This is a genomic window from Pseudomonas sp. Xaverov 259 (assembly GCF_019352915.1).
Lineage (GTDB): Bacteria > Pseudomonadota > Gammaproteobacteria > Pseudomonadales > Pseudomonadaceae > Aquipseudomonas.
Window position 1 is genome coordinate 150,884 of the sequence record NZ_JAAAFV010000034.1, and the last position, 14,988, is coordinate 165,871.

13 protein-coding genes are annotated in these 14,988 nt (G+C 59.4%); 1 reads left to right on the top strand and 12 read right to left on the bottom strand.

The window, feature by feature from the left end; translation table 11 throughout:
• Window positions 1-8: 8 nt before the first annotated feature.
• The 5 genes from K0H48_RS16800 to K0H48_RS16820 form a co-directional block, all read right to left on the bottom strand.
• On the bottom strand, window positions 9-2,165 hold the full coding sequence (locus tag K0H48_RS16800; RefSeq protein WP_219268321.1) for a lipase family protein: 2,157 nt from the start codon (window positions 2,163-2,165) through the stop codon (window positions 9-11).
• A 14-nt stretch (window positions 2,166-2,179) separates the two neighbouring features.
• Window positions 2,180-2,965 (bottom strand): hypothetical protein, encoded by a 786-nt coding sequence (locus K0H48_RS16805; protein WP_219268322.1) that lies wholly within the window; start codon window positions 2,963-2,965, stop codon window positions 2,180-2,182.
• On the bottom strand, window positions 2,958-3,794 hold the full coding sequence (locus K0H48_RS16810; protein WP_219268323.1) for a DUF4123 domain-containing protein: 837 nt from the start codon (window positions 3,792-3,794) through the stop codon (window positions 2,958-2,960). The genes K0H48_RS16805 and K0H48_RS16810 overlap by 8 nt, the downstream gene beginning before the upstream one ends.
• Window positions 3,794-5,812: a type VI secretion system tip protein TssI/VgrG gene (gene tssI, locus K0H48_RS16815; protein ID WP_219268324.1), complete on the bottom strand. Its 2,019-nt coding sequence runs from the start codon at window positions 5,810-5,812 to the stop codon at window positions 3,794-3,796. The genes K0H48_RS16810 and tssI overlap by 1 nt, the downstream gene beginning before the upstream one ends.
• Before the next feature lie 302 nt (window positions 5,813-6,114).
• Window positions 6,115-7,101, bottom strand: coding sequence for a diaminopimelate epimerase (locus K0H48_RS16820; protein WP_219268325.1), 987 nt, complete (start codon window positions 7,099-7,101; stop codon window positions 6,115-6,117).
• Window positions 7,102-7,457: 356 nt separating this feature from the next.
• Between K0H48_RS16820 and K0H48_RS16825 the strand changes: the two genes are divergently transcribed.
• Window positions 7,458-8,609 (top strand): MFS transporter, encoded by a 1,152-nt coding sequence (locus K0H48_RS16825; RefSeq protein WP_219268326.1) that lies wholly within the window; start codon window positions 7,458-7,460, stop codon window positions 8,607-8,609.
• A 26-nt stretch (window positions 8,610-8,635) separates the two neighbouring features.
• On the opposite strand, the gene K0H48_RS16830 is transcribed toward K0H48_RS16825, so the two are convergent.
• The 7 genes from K0H48_RS16830 to K0H48_RS16855 form a co-directional block, all read right to left on the bottom strand.
• Window positions 8,636-9,172: a type III secretion effector protein gene (locus tag K0H48_RS16830; RefSeq protein ID WP_257626994.1), complete on the bottom strand. Its 537-nt coding sequence runs from the start codon at window positions 9,170-9,172 to the stop codon at window positions 8,636-8,638.
• Between the two features lie 13 nt (window positions 9,173-9,185).
• Window positions 9,186-9,548 (bottom strand): hypothetical protein, encoded by a 363-nt coding sequence (locus K0H48_RS30810; RefSeq protein WP_257626995.1) that lies wholly within the window; start codon window positions 9,546-9,548, stop codon window positions 9,186-9,188.
• Window positions 9,549-9,713: 165 nt separating this feature from the next.
• Window positions 9,714-10,040, bottom strand: coding sequence for a type III secretion protein (locus tag K0H48_RS30815; RefSeq protein ID WP_257626996.1), 327 nt, complete (start codon window positions 10,038-10,040; stop codon window positions 9,714-9,716).
• Between the two features lie 177 nt (window positions 10,041-10,217).
• Window positions 10,218-12,575, bottom strand: a complete 2,358-nt coding sequence (locus K0H48_RS16840) for a TonB-dependent receptor (protein ID WP_219268368.1) — start codon at window positions 12,573-12,575, stop codon at window positions 10,218-10,220.
• Window positions 12,576-12,720: 145 nt separating this feature from the next.
• The gene (locus tag K0H48_RS16845; RefSeq protein ID WP_219268327.1) at window positions 12,721-13,671 is read right to left on the bottom strand and encodes a FecR family protein; all 951 of its coding nucleotides are present in this window, start codon (window positions 13,669-13,671) and stop codon (window positions 12,721-12,723) included.
• A gap of 32 nt (window positions 13,672-13,703) precedes the next feature.
• Entirely contained in the window at window positions 13,704-14,204 is a 501-nt protein-coding gene (locus tag K0H48_RS16850) for a sigma-70 family RNA polymerase sigma factor (protein WP_138815458.1), read from the bottom strand.
• 91 nt (window positions 14,205-14,295) lie between these two features.
• Window positions 14,296-14,940 (bottom strand): ABATE domain-containing protein, encoded by a 645-nt coding sequence (locus K0H48_RS16855; protein WP_219268328.1) that lies wholly within the window; start codon window positions 14,938-14,940, stop codon window positions 14,296-14,298.
• Window positions 14,941-14,988: the final 48 nt, after the last annotated feature.

Below are 14,988 nucleotides of genomic sequence, written 5' to 3' on the forward strand. Positions count from 1 at the left end.
CAGCAGGGTCAGACGATTGAGTCGATGTCCAGTGGCTGCACCCGCCCGGCGCTGTCCTGGAGTGGCGCAGGAATACTGGCGATTTGCGCCGACTTGCGGTTTTCACGGTGGCGCAACCAGCGCTTCAAGCTGGGCTGCAAGCGGGTGGAGTCGGCGTGGCTGCCATACACGTCACGCACGTCCAGACGGCGCCAGCGTAACGACTCCAATCGACGCCGGCTGCTGCGCAAGCGGTCGACTTCAGCGTTCAGCGCTTGGTTATGCGCATGCCCATAATCGCGTTGGTTCGGTGGGCGACGACGTTCGAGCTCGCGGTTCTTGTCGCGCAGTTGTTGCGTCATGGTGTCGAGCGCCAGGTCGATCAACTCAAACTCCCTGGCTGTGATCAAAGGCCCTTGGCTATCCACGGTCTGCTGCCAACGACGCAGAGTGGCCCACGCGGCTGGAATGTAACTGGCGGTCATGAAGTGCTGGCTGGCCTGAAACAGTTGTTTCAACAGGTTGGCACGCTCGGGCATATCGCCATGCAGTTGCAGCACTCGGTTGCATCCTGCCTCGAGGATGGACTCACAGCCGGGCGTCCATAACACCGATGAGTGCGTGCCGTCCGGCAGCTTGATGGGCATGAAGTGCTGTTGTTCGCCGTGATGCTGGTAAGGGTTACCGCCGACACGCACAAGGCCGGCGGCGAATAGCAGGCCACCCGCACCGGGCGCGGCAAAAAGCGTGATGGCGCCCGGTACCCAGAGTTTGGCGCTGGTATTCATCCACGAGGCAGGGACACTGGGAACCGGGTCGTTGTGGTTGACGATGCGGTGATGGATGAGGGCCGAGGCGCCGTCGGTAAACTCGGAATCTGCGGCGCGGGGAGCGCCGTAGGTGTAGAGGAGGATGTTGTACTTTACGCGGGTAACTCGGCGTAACCCTTCTGCCAGGAGCAACGCGATGGCGCCACCAAGGCTGTGGCCGCAAATCACAACGCGCTGGCCGCTGTGGAATTGATCAAGGTAGTGCAGAACAAAATCGCGCATCGCTCGATAGGCCTGGTAAAAACCCTCATGGGCTTTGCCAACACCTTCGGTAAAGGGCACTTGGTGGGCATTCGCGTCTCGCAAAGCATCGGCACCACTGGCGGTACCCCGTACAGCGATCAGAATCACTTCGTTGTGGTGACTGATAAACGCCTGGGTATCCGTACCGAAGGCTTCATCATCAAAAAAGTGCAGGCTAGCGGGATGTTCCTGTTTATCTTCACGCTCCGGACGATTCAGTGGATACAACTCAGGATCAAAGGGCAAAATTTCAAAACGCTGGGAGTATGGAACCTCTTCATACAACGGGTAGAAGCGCTGAGCCTGATCACGATCGACCTTCCAGGCTTCTTGAAACCCCGAGAGTTTTTCCGCGAACAGATTTCCTGCGCTGGGATCCAGGGGAAAACTGACGTGCTCCACTGGCGGTTTTGGAGGTTGCTGGCCAAAATCGCAGTAACTCAATGTGGACATCAACGCCAATTGATACAGGTTCAACGCACAAAACTGATCGTCGGTCGATAACATCGGGCGCAGGGCTCGCAAAGGCCGTACTTCCAACACCGTGTGCAGGTTGGGGAACAGCACAACGCCTGACAATGCGGGCTGCGGCGGACCAAACCCCAGCTCGGCCATCATTTTCAACGCATGCCTTGGGGGCTGATAGGTTCTGGCGGCAAACGGCGGCAGGTGGGCAATATGTCGAACCAGGTCGCGCACCTCAACCTGGTAAAACCGGTCTGCTTGGCCTTGTGCAGGGTTGCCTTCGATACGCTGGCCATCAGCCGCTGAAAATCGGGTGTGTTCGGCGCGGGCTTGAAATTCGGTGATAGGTAACGGGTAAGTCTTGCGTTTTCTCAATTTTGAATACGTCTCCTCTTCGCCGGAATACTGCGCATCCAAAGAAAGAATGACAGGGCCGCAATAAAACCCTTCCACCTTGGCGTATCCCTCTCCATTCAACCTTCCGGTGTACCGGCGCCCAGTAGTATCCTGGATCGTGTAGACCAGCCCGCCATAAGCCTTCCCGCTGCCTGTTTCATCCACCAGGCAAACGCTTGCCCAATGCCCTTTCAACGGGCAAGCAGGCATCTTGCTGCTGAAAAAAGGTTGCTTCCATGCTTCCTGGTTCATGAATCATCTCCTTATTAATTGCACGTTGGATAAACATCGCAAACACGTCCATCCGGCATCGTTATAGGTTTAAAGTCCGTGGTGTTACTGCCACAGTATCCGGACAGATCTTCAAAGCTTTTACCCCGGCACCGTCTCCACCCCCCCGGTACAGCGAGCCAGGTGTCCTGAAAAGCTGGTGCCTCCTCGTCTGTAACGCTCAACGTCAGCCTTACTTTTTTCCCTGGGAGCAGCTCTCTCTGCGCCACGCCACCCGCGCGCGTTTCTTGCCTTTTCCCCTTCGTGTCCAACGCGTTACATTCCAACAATTTTCTGATCGCATGCTCGGGGCCGGCCGTCCGAAAAAACCACATACATTGTCCAAAAAACTCCTGCACACCCGACTCGGGCATCGCTGCTACGCGTTCAGACTCGATAGGATCTGCGAAAGAAATTGCCGCGAAACTGCCACCGACATCAGTGTCGAGTTCGCCCCACTTCGCATAAAGAGTGAACTGCACGCTTCGCAACACCGAAGGGCACCCCTCAATGGTTTCAGTCAGCGGGAACTCATAGCTCACCCGCTCGGCCAGGGGTTTGTAATCGGCAATAAAGATCTTGCGTTCAGGCCTTTTGCCTCGACGCTGCGGCAAGGTGCAGAGTTCATACCTGGCGGGACGGTAGTTAGCGGCCCCGATAAATCGAAACTGCGCGGGTAAATCCACCTCTAGCGTAAAACGATCAGCCCGTGGTGCCACCGCACAGCCCGAGAGCCATCCGACTCCAAGTGCGACCCACACGCTGCGCATCCACTTACTCATGGTTTTTCCCCAAACTGCGCCACTCCCGCAACACCCGCTCAAAATGCTCTCCAGGCGCCTCGCCCTCTATCGGCAGCCACCGAATCGCGCAGCCTTGCGCCGCCTCCTCCAACCGGCGCACTACCAGGAATTCGAGCTGTTGGGCGCTTCGCCACTCCCAGGCACGGGCCTGCTCGATAACCTGCGTCAGCCAAATTCTGGGGTCCTGAAACTCGACCAGACCGGCGAGCTTTTCGCTGTGTTCTGTCAGTAGGTAACGCAGGATATTGGCGTGCAGGATCACTTCCGCCTCAGGGTTGGGCGTGTTCAGCCAGGGCGCAGGCACAGGCACCGGATACTCACCTGGCATTGGATTTTCACTCTGGCACCAACGGCCTTGATGCCAATAGCACACACTGATCAGTGGGCCGAGCAACACTGGCCGATGCTCGCCCTGCAGATGGATCAACGCACGCGCCAAGGTGCGGTTATCGTGAAAGCGATACAGGGCCTGGCTTCCCGGGAGCCCTACCAACAGGCGTTCGCGCCAATGCCGAACCACCCCGGCCAGATCCTCGTCGGGCAGGCTGCCCAACCAGCCCCAGTTCGCCTCGGGGCGCTGCAGCAGGTCGACCAACCCCGGTTCATCCGCCTGCTCCACCAACACAATCACCGGGCCTGCGGCTGCCAACTCGAACAGGGCAGTCTCAGCGTACAGGCTGCAATACTGCGACAGCTGACGCACAGACAACAGCCGCTGACGTGCATCCTGATGCCCCTCAAGGATCAAGCACACTCGGCGCCCCGCTCGGTGCTGTTGGGCCATCCACTGGCCTGGCTCAATCGGCATCAGGCTGCCCTCCGCGCGAGGGTGCACTGGCCTTCACGGCATGCCTCGCATACCGGACAGAAGTCCGCGCCCAACTGCCGGGCCTCGTCCATAAGCGTGCCTTGCGCCGTCGAGAGGCTCGGCACGTCCACTGCCGACAAAGGGCTCGCTGAGGGCGTAACGGGCGGCAAGCCGCCAACGGTGACAGGCCGGCTGCTGAAAATGCCGCCCGCCTGGATAATCAGGTGTTCCCCACCGGCCTTGAGGCTCAATTGTGCGCCCGCATCGATGACCAGGTTGGCGCCGGCCTTGAGGACGATCTGCTGCCCGGCCTGGATAACCATCGACTGACCGATATGTGTCTGGCTGCCGCCCTGCACATCCAACCGGTCATTCGTGCCCAGCACGACGGTACGGTCTGCGCTGATGTGCCGTTGCTCGCCGCCTTCCAAGTGAACCGTGCTTGACCCGCGAATGATTTCGCGCCGCTCTCCCGCCACCTCAAGGCGGCTGTCATGGCCGACCCACTGTTCCAGATCCCGTTGGGCGCGCAGGTAGATGAGTTCCTCGCCATGACGGTCCTCAAGGTGCAGTTCGTTGGCACCCGCGCCGCCCATAACACTGCGGCTTCGCAGCACACTGCGTGTCTTGTGTTGGGGCAAGGGGTAAGCCGGCATGTGCAGCGCATTGGGCAGGCAGCCGTTGATCAACGGCCGGTCCGGGTCGCCTTCCAGGAAGGTCACCAGCACCTCCATGCCCACCCGTGGAATCAGCATGGCGCCAAAGCCATCGCCCGCCCAACCGGATGCTACCCGTACCCAATAACTGCTTTTGTCATCGGTGGGATCCAGGCGGTCCCAATGAAAACGTACCTTCACTCGGCCGTAGGCGTCGCAATGCACTTCCTCGCCTGGGGGCCCCGTCACGATGGCGGTCTGGCTGCCATTGAGGGTCGGTTTGGGGTGTTTGAGAGGCGGTCGATGCAAGACGCGCCAAGGCGTTGCAGTAAACCGGTTGCGATAGCCGTGGAATGTGCCAACCACGGGTGCCGCTTCCTCCAGCACCTGCGGCTGATACCCCTCGTGATGCACTGACGTGAGTAACCAAAGGTCGTTGCAGGCCGGATCCGGGTGATCACACAACTCAAGAAAATGACCGCTGCCCAGCGCCGGTTGGTCACTTTTGCCCACGGCACGATGGCGGTCGCGCTGATGCCGCTCCAGGGCTCGGCGCGCCAGCTGCCGACCTCGCATATGGTCACCGAAACCACCCGGGTAATGGTAATCCTCAAGGAACTGCGTCGATGCAGGCCCGGCTTTATCTTCCAGGCGCAGCGACGGATGCAGGAAGTCATGATCACGGCGCACCGTCAGCTGTGTACGGGTCTCCAGGCGCACGTCGAACTGCCGGATAGCACTCGTGTTGGCAGCCAGTTCTCGCGTCGGGCAAAATTGCTGTGCGCCCAGGCGGCGAAACACCGTCTGGTCATCGCCAAATACCAACAGGTGGTTATTCGGGTTATGGCGAAAGTGGTAATGAATGCCCTCCTCTTCGCACAACCGCTGGATAAAGTGCAGGTCGGTTTCTACGTATTGCACACAGAAGGGCCGGGGTGGATAGACCACGGGGCCAAGCTCGAAGGCATAAGCGTCCGCCAGGATGCCGTGGTGTTCAAGAACCGTCGCGATAATCTGCGGAACGCTGCGTTGCTGGAAAACCCGCTGGTTGCGCCGATGGGCAAGGCACGCCAGGCGTGGTGCCAGGGTGAGGCGATAACGCGTGAGTCGAATGCCCGGATCATCCCGACCGATGGCGTACACCTGCCCATGCAGCCCCGCATCAGCTTCGCCGAAGTCCAGGTAGGCCGGCTGGTGAAGCAGCGCCTCCAGATCCAGAGAAGGATTTTCGCTGACTAACTGCACGGTGATGAAATACGGCTGATCAAGGACTTCGCGGCCTTTAAAAGCAAGTACCTGAAAGTCATTGGCTATTTGTGGAAGTATCAACTTGAAACGTGGCGCGGCAGAAATTGCAACCATCCCTAAGTTACCCGTCATCAATTATTTGACTGAAAGGCTTCCCCCCATCGGGCATTGATTGAACTGCCGGGAAAAAGCGCCTGAACCCAATAGATATTAGCGATTCCAGGCGAAACTTGACCCTTTGAAAATAAAAAAGACGTTTCGCACACCGTGGTAGGACGTGTCTTTTACAAAATAATAAATTCGTGCAATTAAACACTATTCAACAACAAGAAACTTCCCACGCAAACTTCACCTATATAACTAACCAACAAAGAAACAGCTGACACGCATTCAAGATATCAGCCACTTCCACGCATTCAGGCTTGCACGCATGCAGTCCCGAACAGACTGACGCTCAGCAGAGTTTCGGCCTGGCACTGTAAACGCACCGGCACAGTGCCACCCGGCATGACCACGGCCACCTCTCCGGACTCAACCCAACCCGCCCGCCATGCCGCGCAGGCCACTGCACTGGCGCTGGTACCCGAGGACGCAGTAGGCCCTTCTCCCCGCTCAAACACCCGTGCGAGAACCCGATTGCCCGAAGAGTGTGCGGCCCATTGCAGATTGATCCCCGCCAAACAAGGTTGGCCGCGCCCGCCCGGCGGTGCAAAAGCAATCGCCTGTAACGGCTCAAACAGTGCGGGTTGGTGCAGCGACTGATTGTCCGGCAAGGCCTGGACATGCTCGACGAGCGTCACACAATGAGGATTGCCCACACGCACAAACTGGCTGACGCCCCACTGCGGGTCGATCGCCGCCAGTGCGGCTACATGGCTGAACTCACATTGCCCCCGCGTGACCGCGCCGATACCGGTAGCGGCCACCGCTGCCGGCCCGAACTCCGGTCGCCCCAAAGCCAGCCAGAAGCCAGCAACCTGTTCAAAAGTCGCCGGCTGCGAATAGGTCGCCACCGGAGAGGCTGCATCGTGCTTGTCGTGATGCACGTGCAACTCACACCCCTGGGTCATCAAACCCTGATCCGTCAGCGCCTGGGAAAAAATCGTCAAGCCGTTACCACTGCGTTCGGCGAGCGTGCCGTCGGTATTGACGATCAACACGTCAAACGGCGGCGCAGCCTGGAACGGCCCCACCAGCAAACCATCGCAGCGGTGTGCCTTGGCATTGCCCGCACGCGGTAACGTACCCCATTCACATTCCGACGCGATCGCCAAGGCGGCCCACTCTGTTCGAGTGCGGGCAGCCAGGTCGGCACACTCAGGCACCGCTATGCCCCGGCTGCGTAGGTAGCCGGGGCTGACCACGCCGTAAATATTGCCCCGTGCGTCATAGAACACCGTCATAGCGACACCTTCCAAAGAATTATCATCGGCGTATTTGGCCGATTGCCTGCACACTTGGCAGCAGCGTATTACAGAAGGCGGCGCAGTAGGAGGTGGCCTGGAAGGTGGTAATCCAACGTAAAAACCTGGGGTTCATCCGTTCTCACGCAGATTACGCACCTTCCAGGCCACCGCCGATACATTCGACAGCCCCTGTGTGGTCGCCACCGTCCTGGACGTTCCGCACCTGTAACAATAAACCCGCAGCCTGCGCGCCAGTCACTCTCTTCAAGGGAACCCGGCTCGCTCGACAGGGCCTGATGTGCAAGGATGTCGCGCCGGACATCGTTCGTTGAACGCAAAACCAAGGATTTTTCATGACTGCCATCCCCACCCCAGCGCCCGTGGTTCCCGGACGGCTGGAGCAAATGTCGACCCGTATCGCCTTTTTCATCGCCGGCTTCGGTATCGCGGCCTGGGCGCCGCTGGTGCCCTACGCCAAGGCACGGGCAAACCTCAATGAAGGCACGCTGGGCCTGTTGCTGTTGTGCCTGGGCGTCGGATCGATCATCGCCATGCCGATGGCTGGCGCGCTGGCTTCACGCTTCGGCTGTCGCCGGGTGCTGACTGCCGGCACAATCATGATCTGCCTGGCACTGCCGATGCTCGCGACGGTCAGTTCAATCCCCTTGCTGATCGCCGCGCTGTTCCTGTTTGGTGGGGGCCTGGGCACTGTGGATTCGACGGTCAACCTGCAGGCGGTGATTGTTGAGCGTGCCAGCGGCAAAACCATGATGTCGGGGTTCCACGGGTTGTTCAGCCTTGGCGGTATCGTCGGCGCAGCAGGGGTTGCCGGGTTGCTGGGGCTGGGCTTGTCGCCGTTGCAGGCGACCCTGGTGGTGATCGTCATCATGGCGCTGGCATTGTTCAAGGCCGGGCCGCATCTGCTGCCTTACGGCAGCGAAAGCTCTGGCCCCGCGTTTGCCGTTCCCCACGGTGTGGTGCTGTTTATCGGCTGCCTGTGTTTCATCGTGTTTTTGGCCGAAGGCGCCGTGCTGGATTGGAGCGCGGTGTTCCTGAGCGCCGAGCGCGGCCTTGATGAAGCTTACGCCGGCTTGGGTTACGCGGCGTTTGCCTTGACCATGACCGCAGGGCGCCTGACCGGTGATGCGATTGTGCGTCGCCTGGGAGCTACCCGCGTGATTGTGATTGGCGGCGCACTGGCCACTGCCGGCATGTTGCTCGCGACGTTATTGCCGGCCTGGGAAACGGCGCTGCTGGGGTATGCCTTGGTGGGCGCCGGCTGCTCGAATATCGTGCCGGTGTTGTACACCGCCGTCGGTAAACAAACGGTCATGCCGGAACATATCGCCGTGCCGGCCATCACCACGCTGGGGTATGCCGGCATTCTCGCCGGGCCAGCCGTTATCGGGTTTATCGCCCACGGCAGCAGTCTGAGCACCGCCTTTGTGCTGATTGCGCTGCTGCTGGCGGGCGTAGCCATCAGCGGCAAAATTCTCAAGGTGTAAAGCACTCACCGCACACAGCCGGGGCGTTACCTGGCTTTGTGGCTTTCATAGTGTTCCAGCCAACGCTCCAGGCTTTTGTTGCAAAGAAAGCCCTCGTGCCTGGGGCGTCCCAACAACCGCATATTGTTGTCGCGCTCCAGTGAACGCAGCAGGCCCGGGCGTTCCATAATGTTCTTGGCGGTGTACACGCAGTGTTCACTGTACTTCTTCCTGGGTAGCCCGGTGGCGGGCTCCAGCAGGGGCTGTCCTTGCGAGTCCAGGTCATCGGGATCGCTCATCACGATTTTGAGCTGGTTGATGTCCAGGTACTCAAGCGCCTCAAAAAATACTGCGCTGTCTTTGGGGATATCCCTCAGTTGCTTGAAATAGCCTTGCAGTGCCTTTACGACCTGAGCGTTGCCCTGATCATGAAAAGGGTCCTGGCTGAAGACGCTGGGGGAGCTGTTACCTTGCAGTGCCACAGCGGCCGCGTTCAGGCTGTCGCGGGTGATGTACCCCGCGCAATCGATGATCGCATCGTTGAGCAGGGGGCGATTGAGAATTTCCCTGACCAACAGAATCATACGGTCGCGCACCTTACTCTCCACTCAAGGTTTGAGCGGCGATCTGGCGTAATGACGACTGCGTCAAGCGCCCATCTTTCACAAAACCATGCAGCTCGCCAAAGTGTTTCTCCAGCTCACCGGCTAATTGGCTGTCCGTCGAGTTCGGGCCAGGCGGCGTGGTGTTGGTACGCACTGCGGGGGCATTCTGCAGCGCCTGCTGGCGCAGTGAAGACAAGCCTCCCCGCCACAGCATGGGCCGCTGCGCCGGCAGGTCCCGCGAGGCAAACGGCTCATCGCCCGGCAGCTGGAAAACGCGGGGCGATGAAGCCCAAGATACCTCTGGCCCGCCCACGCCCATTGGCTGTGCGCGCGGTATTGCACCCTCAATCTTCATGCGTCATCTCTCGCTTTTTGCAGATCTATGCTTGCCTGAAAAGTCAGTACCGAGAGTACCGAGTCATCGGTTCACCCCCCGGGCAGCAAGCATCCGATATGTGGTTAGCGCCACGCGATAGTTCCGGGCGACAGAAGAATCCCGATAACAGCATGTAACACGGGTTTACCCGGCTGCTGGCCCACGCCACCGGGTGGTGAGGTAGTTGATCAGCATGGCCCACCGGCAAGTGGGTTGCCCCAAGCTCTGGATGTCAGGGTGGCTGGCAGGCTCTGGCGCAAGCAGGCCACGGGCAAAATCATCCGCGACGGGCGCCTGGAATTTGTGTTGGCCCACAAAGGCTTTCATGCGCATCGTTTCGGTGGCGTGCACCGTCGATAAGGCTGGGCAGTTGCCCTCCTCGCCAACCGATGTTGAGCGGGCAACCTTGCATATACCCTCAAAGGTGCCCCGGCTATCGGCCTGACCGGATTGAAACGAAGTTGAAGTCATGTCTGGCTCCTGCTCGGCGTTTAAAAGCAACCCCTACGATCAAAGTCGCTGGTTACAACCTGTGTGGCAAACGCGCGAAAACAGTTCCTGTCCTGGCCTGGGCCGTGCAGTGAGCACTGGAAAAACAGGCAAAAAAAACGCAGCCCTCAGGCTGCGATTTTTCTTATCAACGGCTGGTCAGAAGCCAACGCTGGCCTGCACGAAGAAGGTGCGGGGCTGGCCCAGGTACAACCCGGCATTGTTGTCACTGGAACGCGTGTAGTGCTGTTGGTCGAAGACGTTCTTCACGCCCACGCCCAGTTTCAGGTTCGACAGTTGCGCGCCGAAGTCATACCCGCTGCGCACGTTGACCGAGACATAACCGGGAATATCGCCGTACTGGCCATCGGCGGTGCCCTGGGTGATGTAGGTGGTGCCGGTGCCCGGCGCGCGTTGGCCGGACTGGGCATAGACGTCCAGGTTATGAGTCCAGTGGTTGATGTCGTAGCGCAGACCCGCTGTCAGCACTTCACGGGAATAGAGCGGCAGGTCGCGGCCCTTGAACGGCACATCCCCCTCGGCAGTCGCCTTGGTGTAGGTGAAACCCGCGTTGGCGGTCAGGCCGTCGAGGCGTGGGTCCAGGTTCGACAGGTCGTAGTGGGCCGAGGTTTCGATACCCTGGTGCTTGGTCGCGCCGAGGTTGGTCCAGCCCACGTCATTGCTCACATATTGCAACTCATCCGAGAAATCGATGTAGAACAGCGTCACTTCGCCGCCCCAGACGCTGTCGTTGTAGCGTGTGCCGATCTCGTAGGTCTTGGCCTTTTCCGGGTTCAGCCCGTCGGCCGTCTGGTTGACGCGACCGCCCTGCCCGATCTGCGCGTACTGCAGGCTGCCGAAGGAGGTTTCGTAGTTGGCGAAGACTTTCCAGGCATCGGAAATGTGGTACATCACGCTCAACGCCGGCAACGGCTCGTTACTATTGATCTTGCGATTCTTTTCCACGGTGCGCACACCGTTCAAGGCGACCACCGGGCGGTCATGCCAGTTGGTTTCTATGTTTTCGAAGCGAATGCCCGGCGTAACGGTCCACTTGCCAATATCGATTTTGTTGTCGATATAGAACGCGTTGGCCACGGTGCCGCCGGTGCGGTCCTGGTAAACATGCCCATCGTTTTGCCCGCCCGGCGTCGGCACGTTGTTGACCAGGTTCAGGCTGCTGGCCTGTTCATGCATGCCTTCTTTGAGGTAGCGATAACCGACGCTGACTTCCTGGGTGCTCGGGCCCACATCGAACACATGGGACACCCGCGGCTCGATGCCGAAGGTGTAGTAGCTGCGCGGGTAGGAACCGATGGTCTTGAGGTCGCGGTTGGCGATGTTGCTGCCACGGAAGCTGTCGATGTAATAGGTCAGCACTTCGGCCTGGGTACGGTCGTCGATCTGGCGGATGTACTTAAAAGAAATGTCCTTGCGACGGCCGCTGAAATTGTCCCAATCACGTACCGATTGATACGGGTTGGCGTCAAACTGCTTCTGGGTCAGGCCGCCGGGCATATCGGCGTTGGCGTTGTAATAATGAAGGTTCAGCGAAAAATCGTCTTGATCGGTCGGTGCCCAGTGAGTCTTGAGGATCACGTCGTCGATGTCGTTGGAGTTGTTGCTGTTGCGGTAGCCGTTGCCATTCACCCCGGTATACAACAACGCCACGCCCATGCCGTTATCGGCGGTGCCGCCGACAAATGCATTGTCGACGTGTTTCCAGCCGCCGTGGGCGGAGGTTTCCAGGGTGGTGCCGACTTCACCCGAGGCCTGCTCAGGAATCGCGCGGGTCACGAAGTTGATCACACCGCCGACGTTCTGTGGCCCATAACGCACGGAACCGGCGCCGCGTACCACGTCGATGCTGTCCAGGTTGCCGGCGGAGATCGGCGCCATCGACAGTTGCGGTTGACCATAGGGAGCGAACGCCGCCGGTACGCCGTCGATCAATACGGTGGAGCGTGGCGACAGCCGTGAGGTCAGGCCTCGCACGCCGACGTTGAGGGAAATATCGCTGCCACCCGTGCCGTTGGCCTCTTGCACCTGCACGCCAGGGACGCGGCGCAGCACATCACTGACATTCATCGCCCCCTGCTCCACCATGGCTTCACGGCGGATCACGGTACGTGCGCCCGGATGGTTCTGCACCACTTCGGCATTCGCATCGCCCAGCCAGTCGCCCACCACTTTGATATCAGTGACGCCCAGCTCCAACGGCGAGCCGGCTTCACCGGTGCCACTGCGCAATGGGCGCAGGGTCACGGAACCGGCATCGATCTGGTAATCCAGGCCGCTGCCCTGAAGCAATTGGCGCAGGGCCTGTTCGGGAGAAAGGTTGCCGTCCACTGCTGGCGCTTGTTTACCCGCGACCATATCAGGGCTGAAGAACACTTGCAGGGAAGTCTGCTGGCCCAGTTGACTCAAAGCAGCGCCCAGCGGCTGTGAGCGAATATGGATGCCGTCAGCCGCATAGGCCGCAGGCAGCGCGGCACTGACCGCAAGTGCCAGCGCCATAGGCGCCCAGCGGGTGACTTTATTGTTGTTACCGACAAGTTTTTTCACGTCGAACCTAGTCCTGTGATCGCAAGAGTGTGCGGCTGTTAATGCAAACCAGTTGCAGTTGCAGAAGAAGACGAAGAACTCGAAAAAAACCTGAATGTCAGCGTGAAATAATTTCCTGGCTGCCGTCCGGCAAGGCTCGCACGGCCACTGGCAGGATATGTGGCAGGGCTTTGAGCAAGGCGTCGGTGTCAGTGGATTTGAACACGCTGGTCAGCCGTAGATTGCTCACCGCCGCCGTATTGACCCGCAACGGCTGCTCGCGATAGCGCGATACTTCCCGCGCCACTTCGCCAAGGGTGGCGTTGTTGAACACCAATTTGCCCGTGCGCCAGGCTGTCAGTTCATCGGCATTCACGGCATACGCCGTAACGACTTGCCCTGCAGGATCGACATGCGTGCCGAGCCCTGCCGTAAGCGTCACGCTCTGATCCGGCGCACGCCCCTGCACCTTGACCGTGCCGGCCTCGACCACCACGCGGGTCTGATCGTCATCGCGGCGCACATCAAAACGCGTGCCGGTGACCGTGATCTGCCCTGCCCCGGCGGCCACGATAAACGGGCGACTGGTGTCGTGTTCAACGCTGAACATCGCTTCGCCCTGTTTGATTTCTACGCCGCGCCGACCCTTTTCATAATGCACCGCGACCACACTGCGGCTGTTGAGGTCCATCACCGAACCGTCGGGCAATGCCACTTGGCGATGCTCCCCCAAGCGCGTGCTGAACTCAGCGCTGTAGGGTTTGGGATGTTCAAGCCCGCTGAACAGGCCAAGCCCCACGGCGATGGCCACCACACTGGCAGCCACGGCGTAACGCACAATGGCGTGACGTCTGGGACGTTCGACCGGAGCCTCGCACAGCGCTTGCAAACGCGCCGTGGGCACAAGGTCAGCGGCGCTCCACAGGCCTTGCAGCACTTCAAATTCATATTGATGCTCAGGCTGCTCGGCACACCACGCGTCGAAACGCTGCTGCTCTTCGGGGCTCAACTCGGCGTCTTGCAGGCGTACAAACCATTGCGCGGCTTCGTCGCGAGCACGGCTATCCATCGTGGAAGATCCTGTTTCAAAACGGGCAGAGTTCATGGGGCCATGGCGTCCAGGCGGTCGCGCAGATGCCGCAAGGTGCGGATCATATACTTTTCCACCATGTTTTTAGACAGCCCCAGGCGCACGGCGATTTCCTGCTGGGTCAGCCCCTCGATTTTCTGCCAGATAAATATCTTGCGACAGTTGAGCGGCAACTCGGCCAAGGCCCGCTCGATGGAGTCGGCCAACTGGATCGCGTGCATGAAATGCTCCGGGTCGCCGTTGTGGGGCGAACACTGATCAACGGCGTCCAAGGCCAGCGCCTCACGCCGGTCTTCGCGACGGTAAGCGTCCACCGCAATGTTGCGCGCCGTTTGATGCAGATAGGCACGCGGCTGCTCAACGTCGCTCGAACCAGACTCAAGCACGCGCACGAAAGTGTCGTGAGCCAGATCTTCGGCCTGCTGACGATTTCTCAGGCGGCGGGTCCAGGTTCCGATCAACTCTTCGTAATGCTCGAAAAAGCCTGTTCTGCGGGGCGGCTGAGGAATCATCGCGTGAGCACTGGGAGGCGGGGGCGTGAATAGTAATGCTTCCTATTAAGCGGGGCAATTGCTTCCCGTCGCCCACCGTATCGCGTTGCAACTAAAGATGACTGGCCGCCTGTTTAAGTCGGTTCAGTTTCTCTCGGCTGCCACACACACTCATCTGGCACCACTTGCGTTGTTTACTTTTGGAGAGATCGAGAAATATCCAATCGCAATCCGTGCAACTGCAGCACCTCAACGCGTGAAGCTGGCTCGATACCAGCAGTTGCGTCGCATCTGTGGCCAGGCGCGCTATCAGCATCGATGTCAACTCGTGCGCAGAAGCGCAGGTGCGCCAGCCCCATGCGGGCCTCCCATCAATGGAGCGCAAGACTCGCCACGCCGCGCCTTGTTGGTAGTGCAGGTTGATCTGCTGTAAGGCCTCATCGGTGACATTCTGGTGTAATGACAGAGTGTGGAAGACGCCGTAAAGACACTCTCGGAATGCAATAATCGCGTCCAGGTCTGGCTGGAAGGAAATAAGCGAGTCAAACACCATAGGTGAGTATTTATCGTACTCTTGCTCAGAGAGCAAAGAGGCGTGTAATGCCCACTCGATGAAGAACTTGAAACTGGTGAGTCGTTCTTCCTTAACCTTGAGTGCAGAATACGGCCTGCGACCATTAGTGGTATTGATAAAATCCAATACTCGGGCGCCGCCGATCAGCCGGATTGATTTTGCAGTCCCCGTGAAATGTGTCATTCCAACTCCCGAAAAAACCTGCACGCTCTGCCCTGGCAGAGAATACCT

Bases quoted from the DNA above. Each gene is read 5' to 3' on its own strand.
- K0H48_RS16800 (WP_219268321.1), bottom strand. From the start codon at position 2,165: ATGAACCAGGAAGCATGGAAGCAACCTTTTTTCAGCAGCAAGATGCCT.
- K0H48_RS16805 (WP_219268322.1), bottom strand. From the start codon at position 2,965: ATGAGTAAGTGGATGCGCAGCGTGTGGGTCGCACTTGGAGTCGGATGG.
- K0H48_RS16810 (WP_219268323.1), bottom strand. From the start codon at position 3,794: ATGCCGATTGAGCCAGGCCAGTGGATGGCCCAACAGCACCGAGCGGGG.
- tssI (WP_219268324.1), bottom strand. From the start codon at position 5,812: ATGGTTGCAATTTCTGCCGCGCCACGTTTCAAGTTGATACTTCCACAA.
- K0H48_RS16820 (WP_219268325.1), bottom strand. From the start codon at position 7,101: ATGACGGTGTTCTATGACGCACGGGGCAATATTTACGGCGTGGTCAGC.
- K0H48_RS16825 (WP_219268326.1), top strand. From the start codon at position 7,458: ATGACTGCCATCCCCACCCCAGCGCCCGTGGTTCCCGGACGGCTGGAG.
- K0H48_RS16830 (WP_257626994.1), bottom strand. From the start codon at position 9,172: ATGATTCTGTTGGTCAGGGAAATTCTCAATCGCCCCCTGCTCAACGAT.
- K0H48_RS30810 (WP_257626995.1), bottom strand. From the start codon at position 9,548: ATGAAGATTGAGGGTGCAATACCGCGCGCACAGCCAATGGGCGTGGGC.
- K0H48_RS30815 (WP_257626996.1), bottom strand. From the start codon at position 10,040: ATGACTTCAACTTCGTTTCAATCCGGTCAGGCCGATAGCCGGGGCACC.
- K0H48_RS16840 (WP_219268368.1), bottom strand. From the start codon at position 12,575: ATGGCGCTGGCACTTGCGGTCAGTGCCGCGCTGCCTGCGGCCTATGCG.
- K0H48_RS16845 (WP_219268327.1), bottom strand. From the start codon at position 13,671: ATGGATAGCCGTGCTCGCGACGAAGCCGCGCAATGGTTTGTACGCCTG.
- K0H48_RS16850 (WP_138815458.1), bottom strand. From the start codon at position 14,204: ATGATTCCTCAGCCGCCCCGCAGAACAGGCTTTTTCGAGCATTACGAA.
- K0H48_RS16855 (WP_219268328.1), bottom strand. From the start codon at position 14,940: ATGACACATTTCACGGGGACTGCAAAATCAATCCGGCTGATCGGCGGC.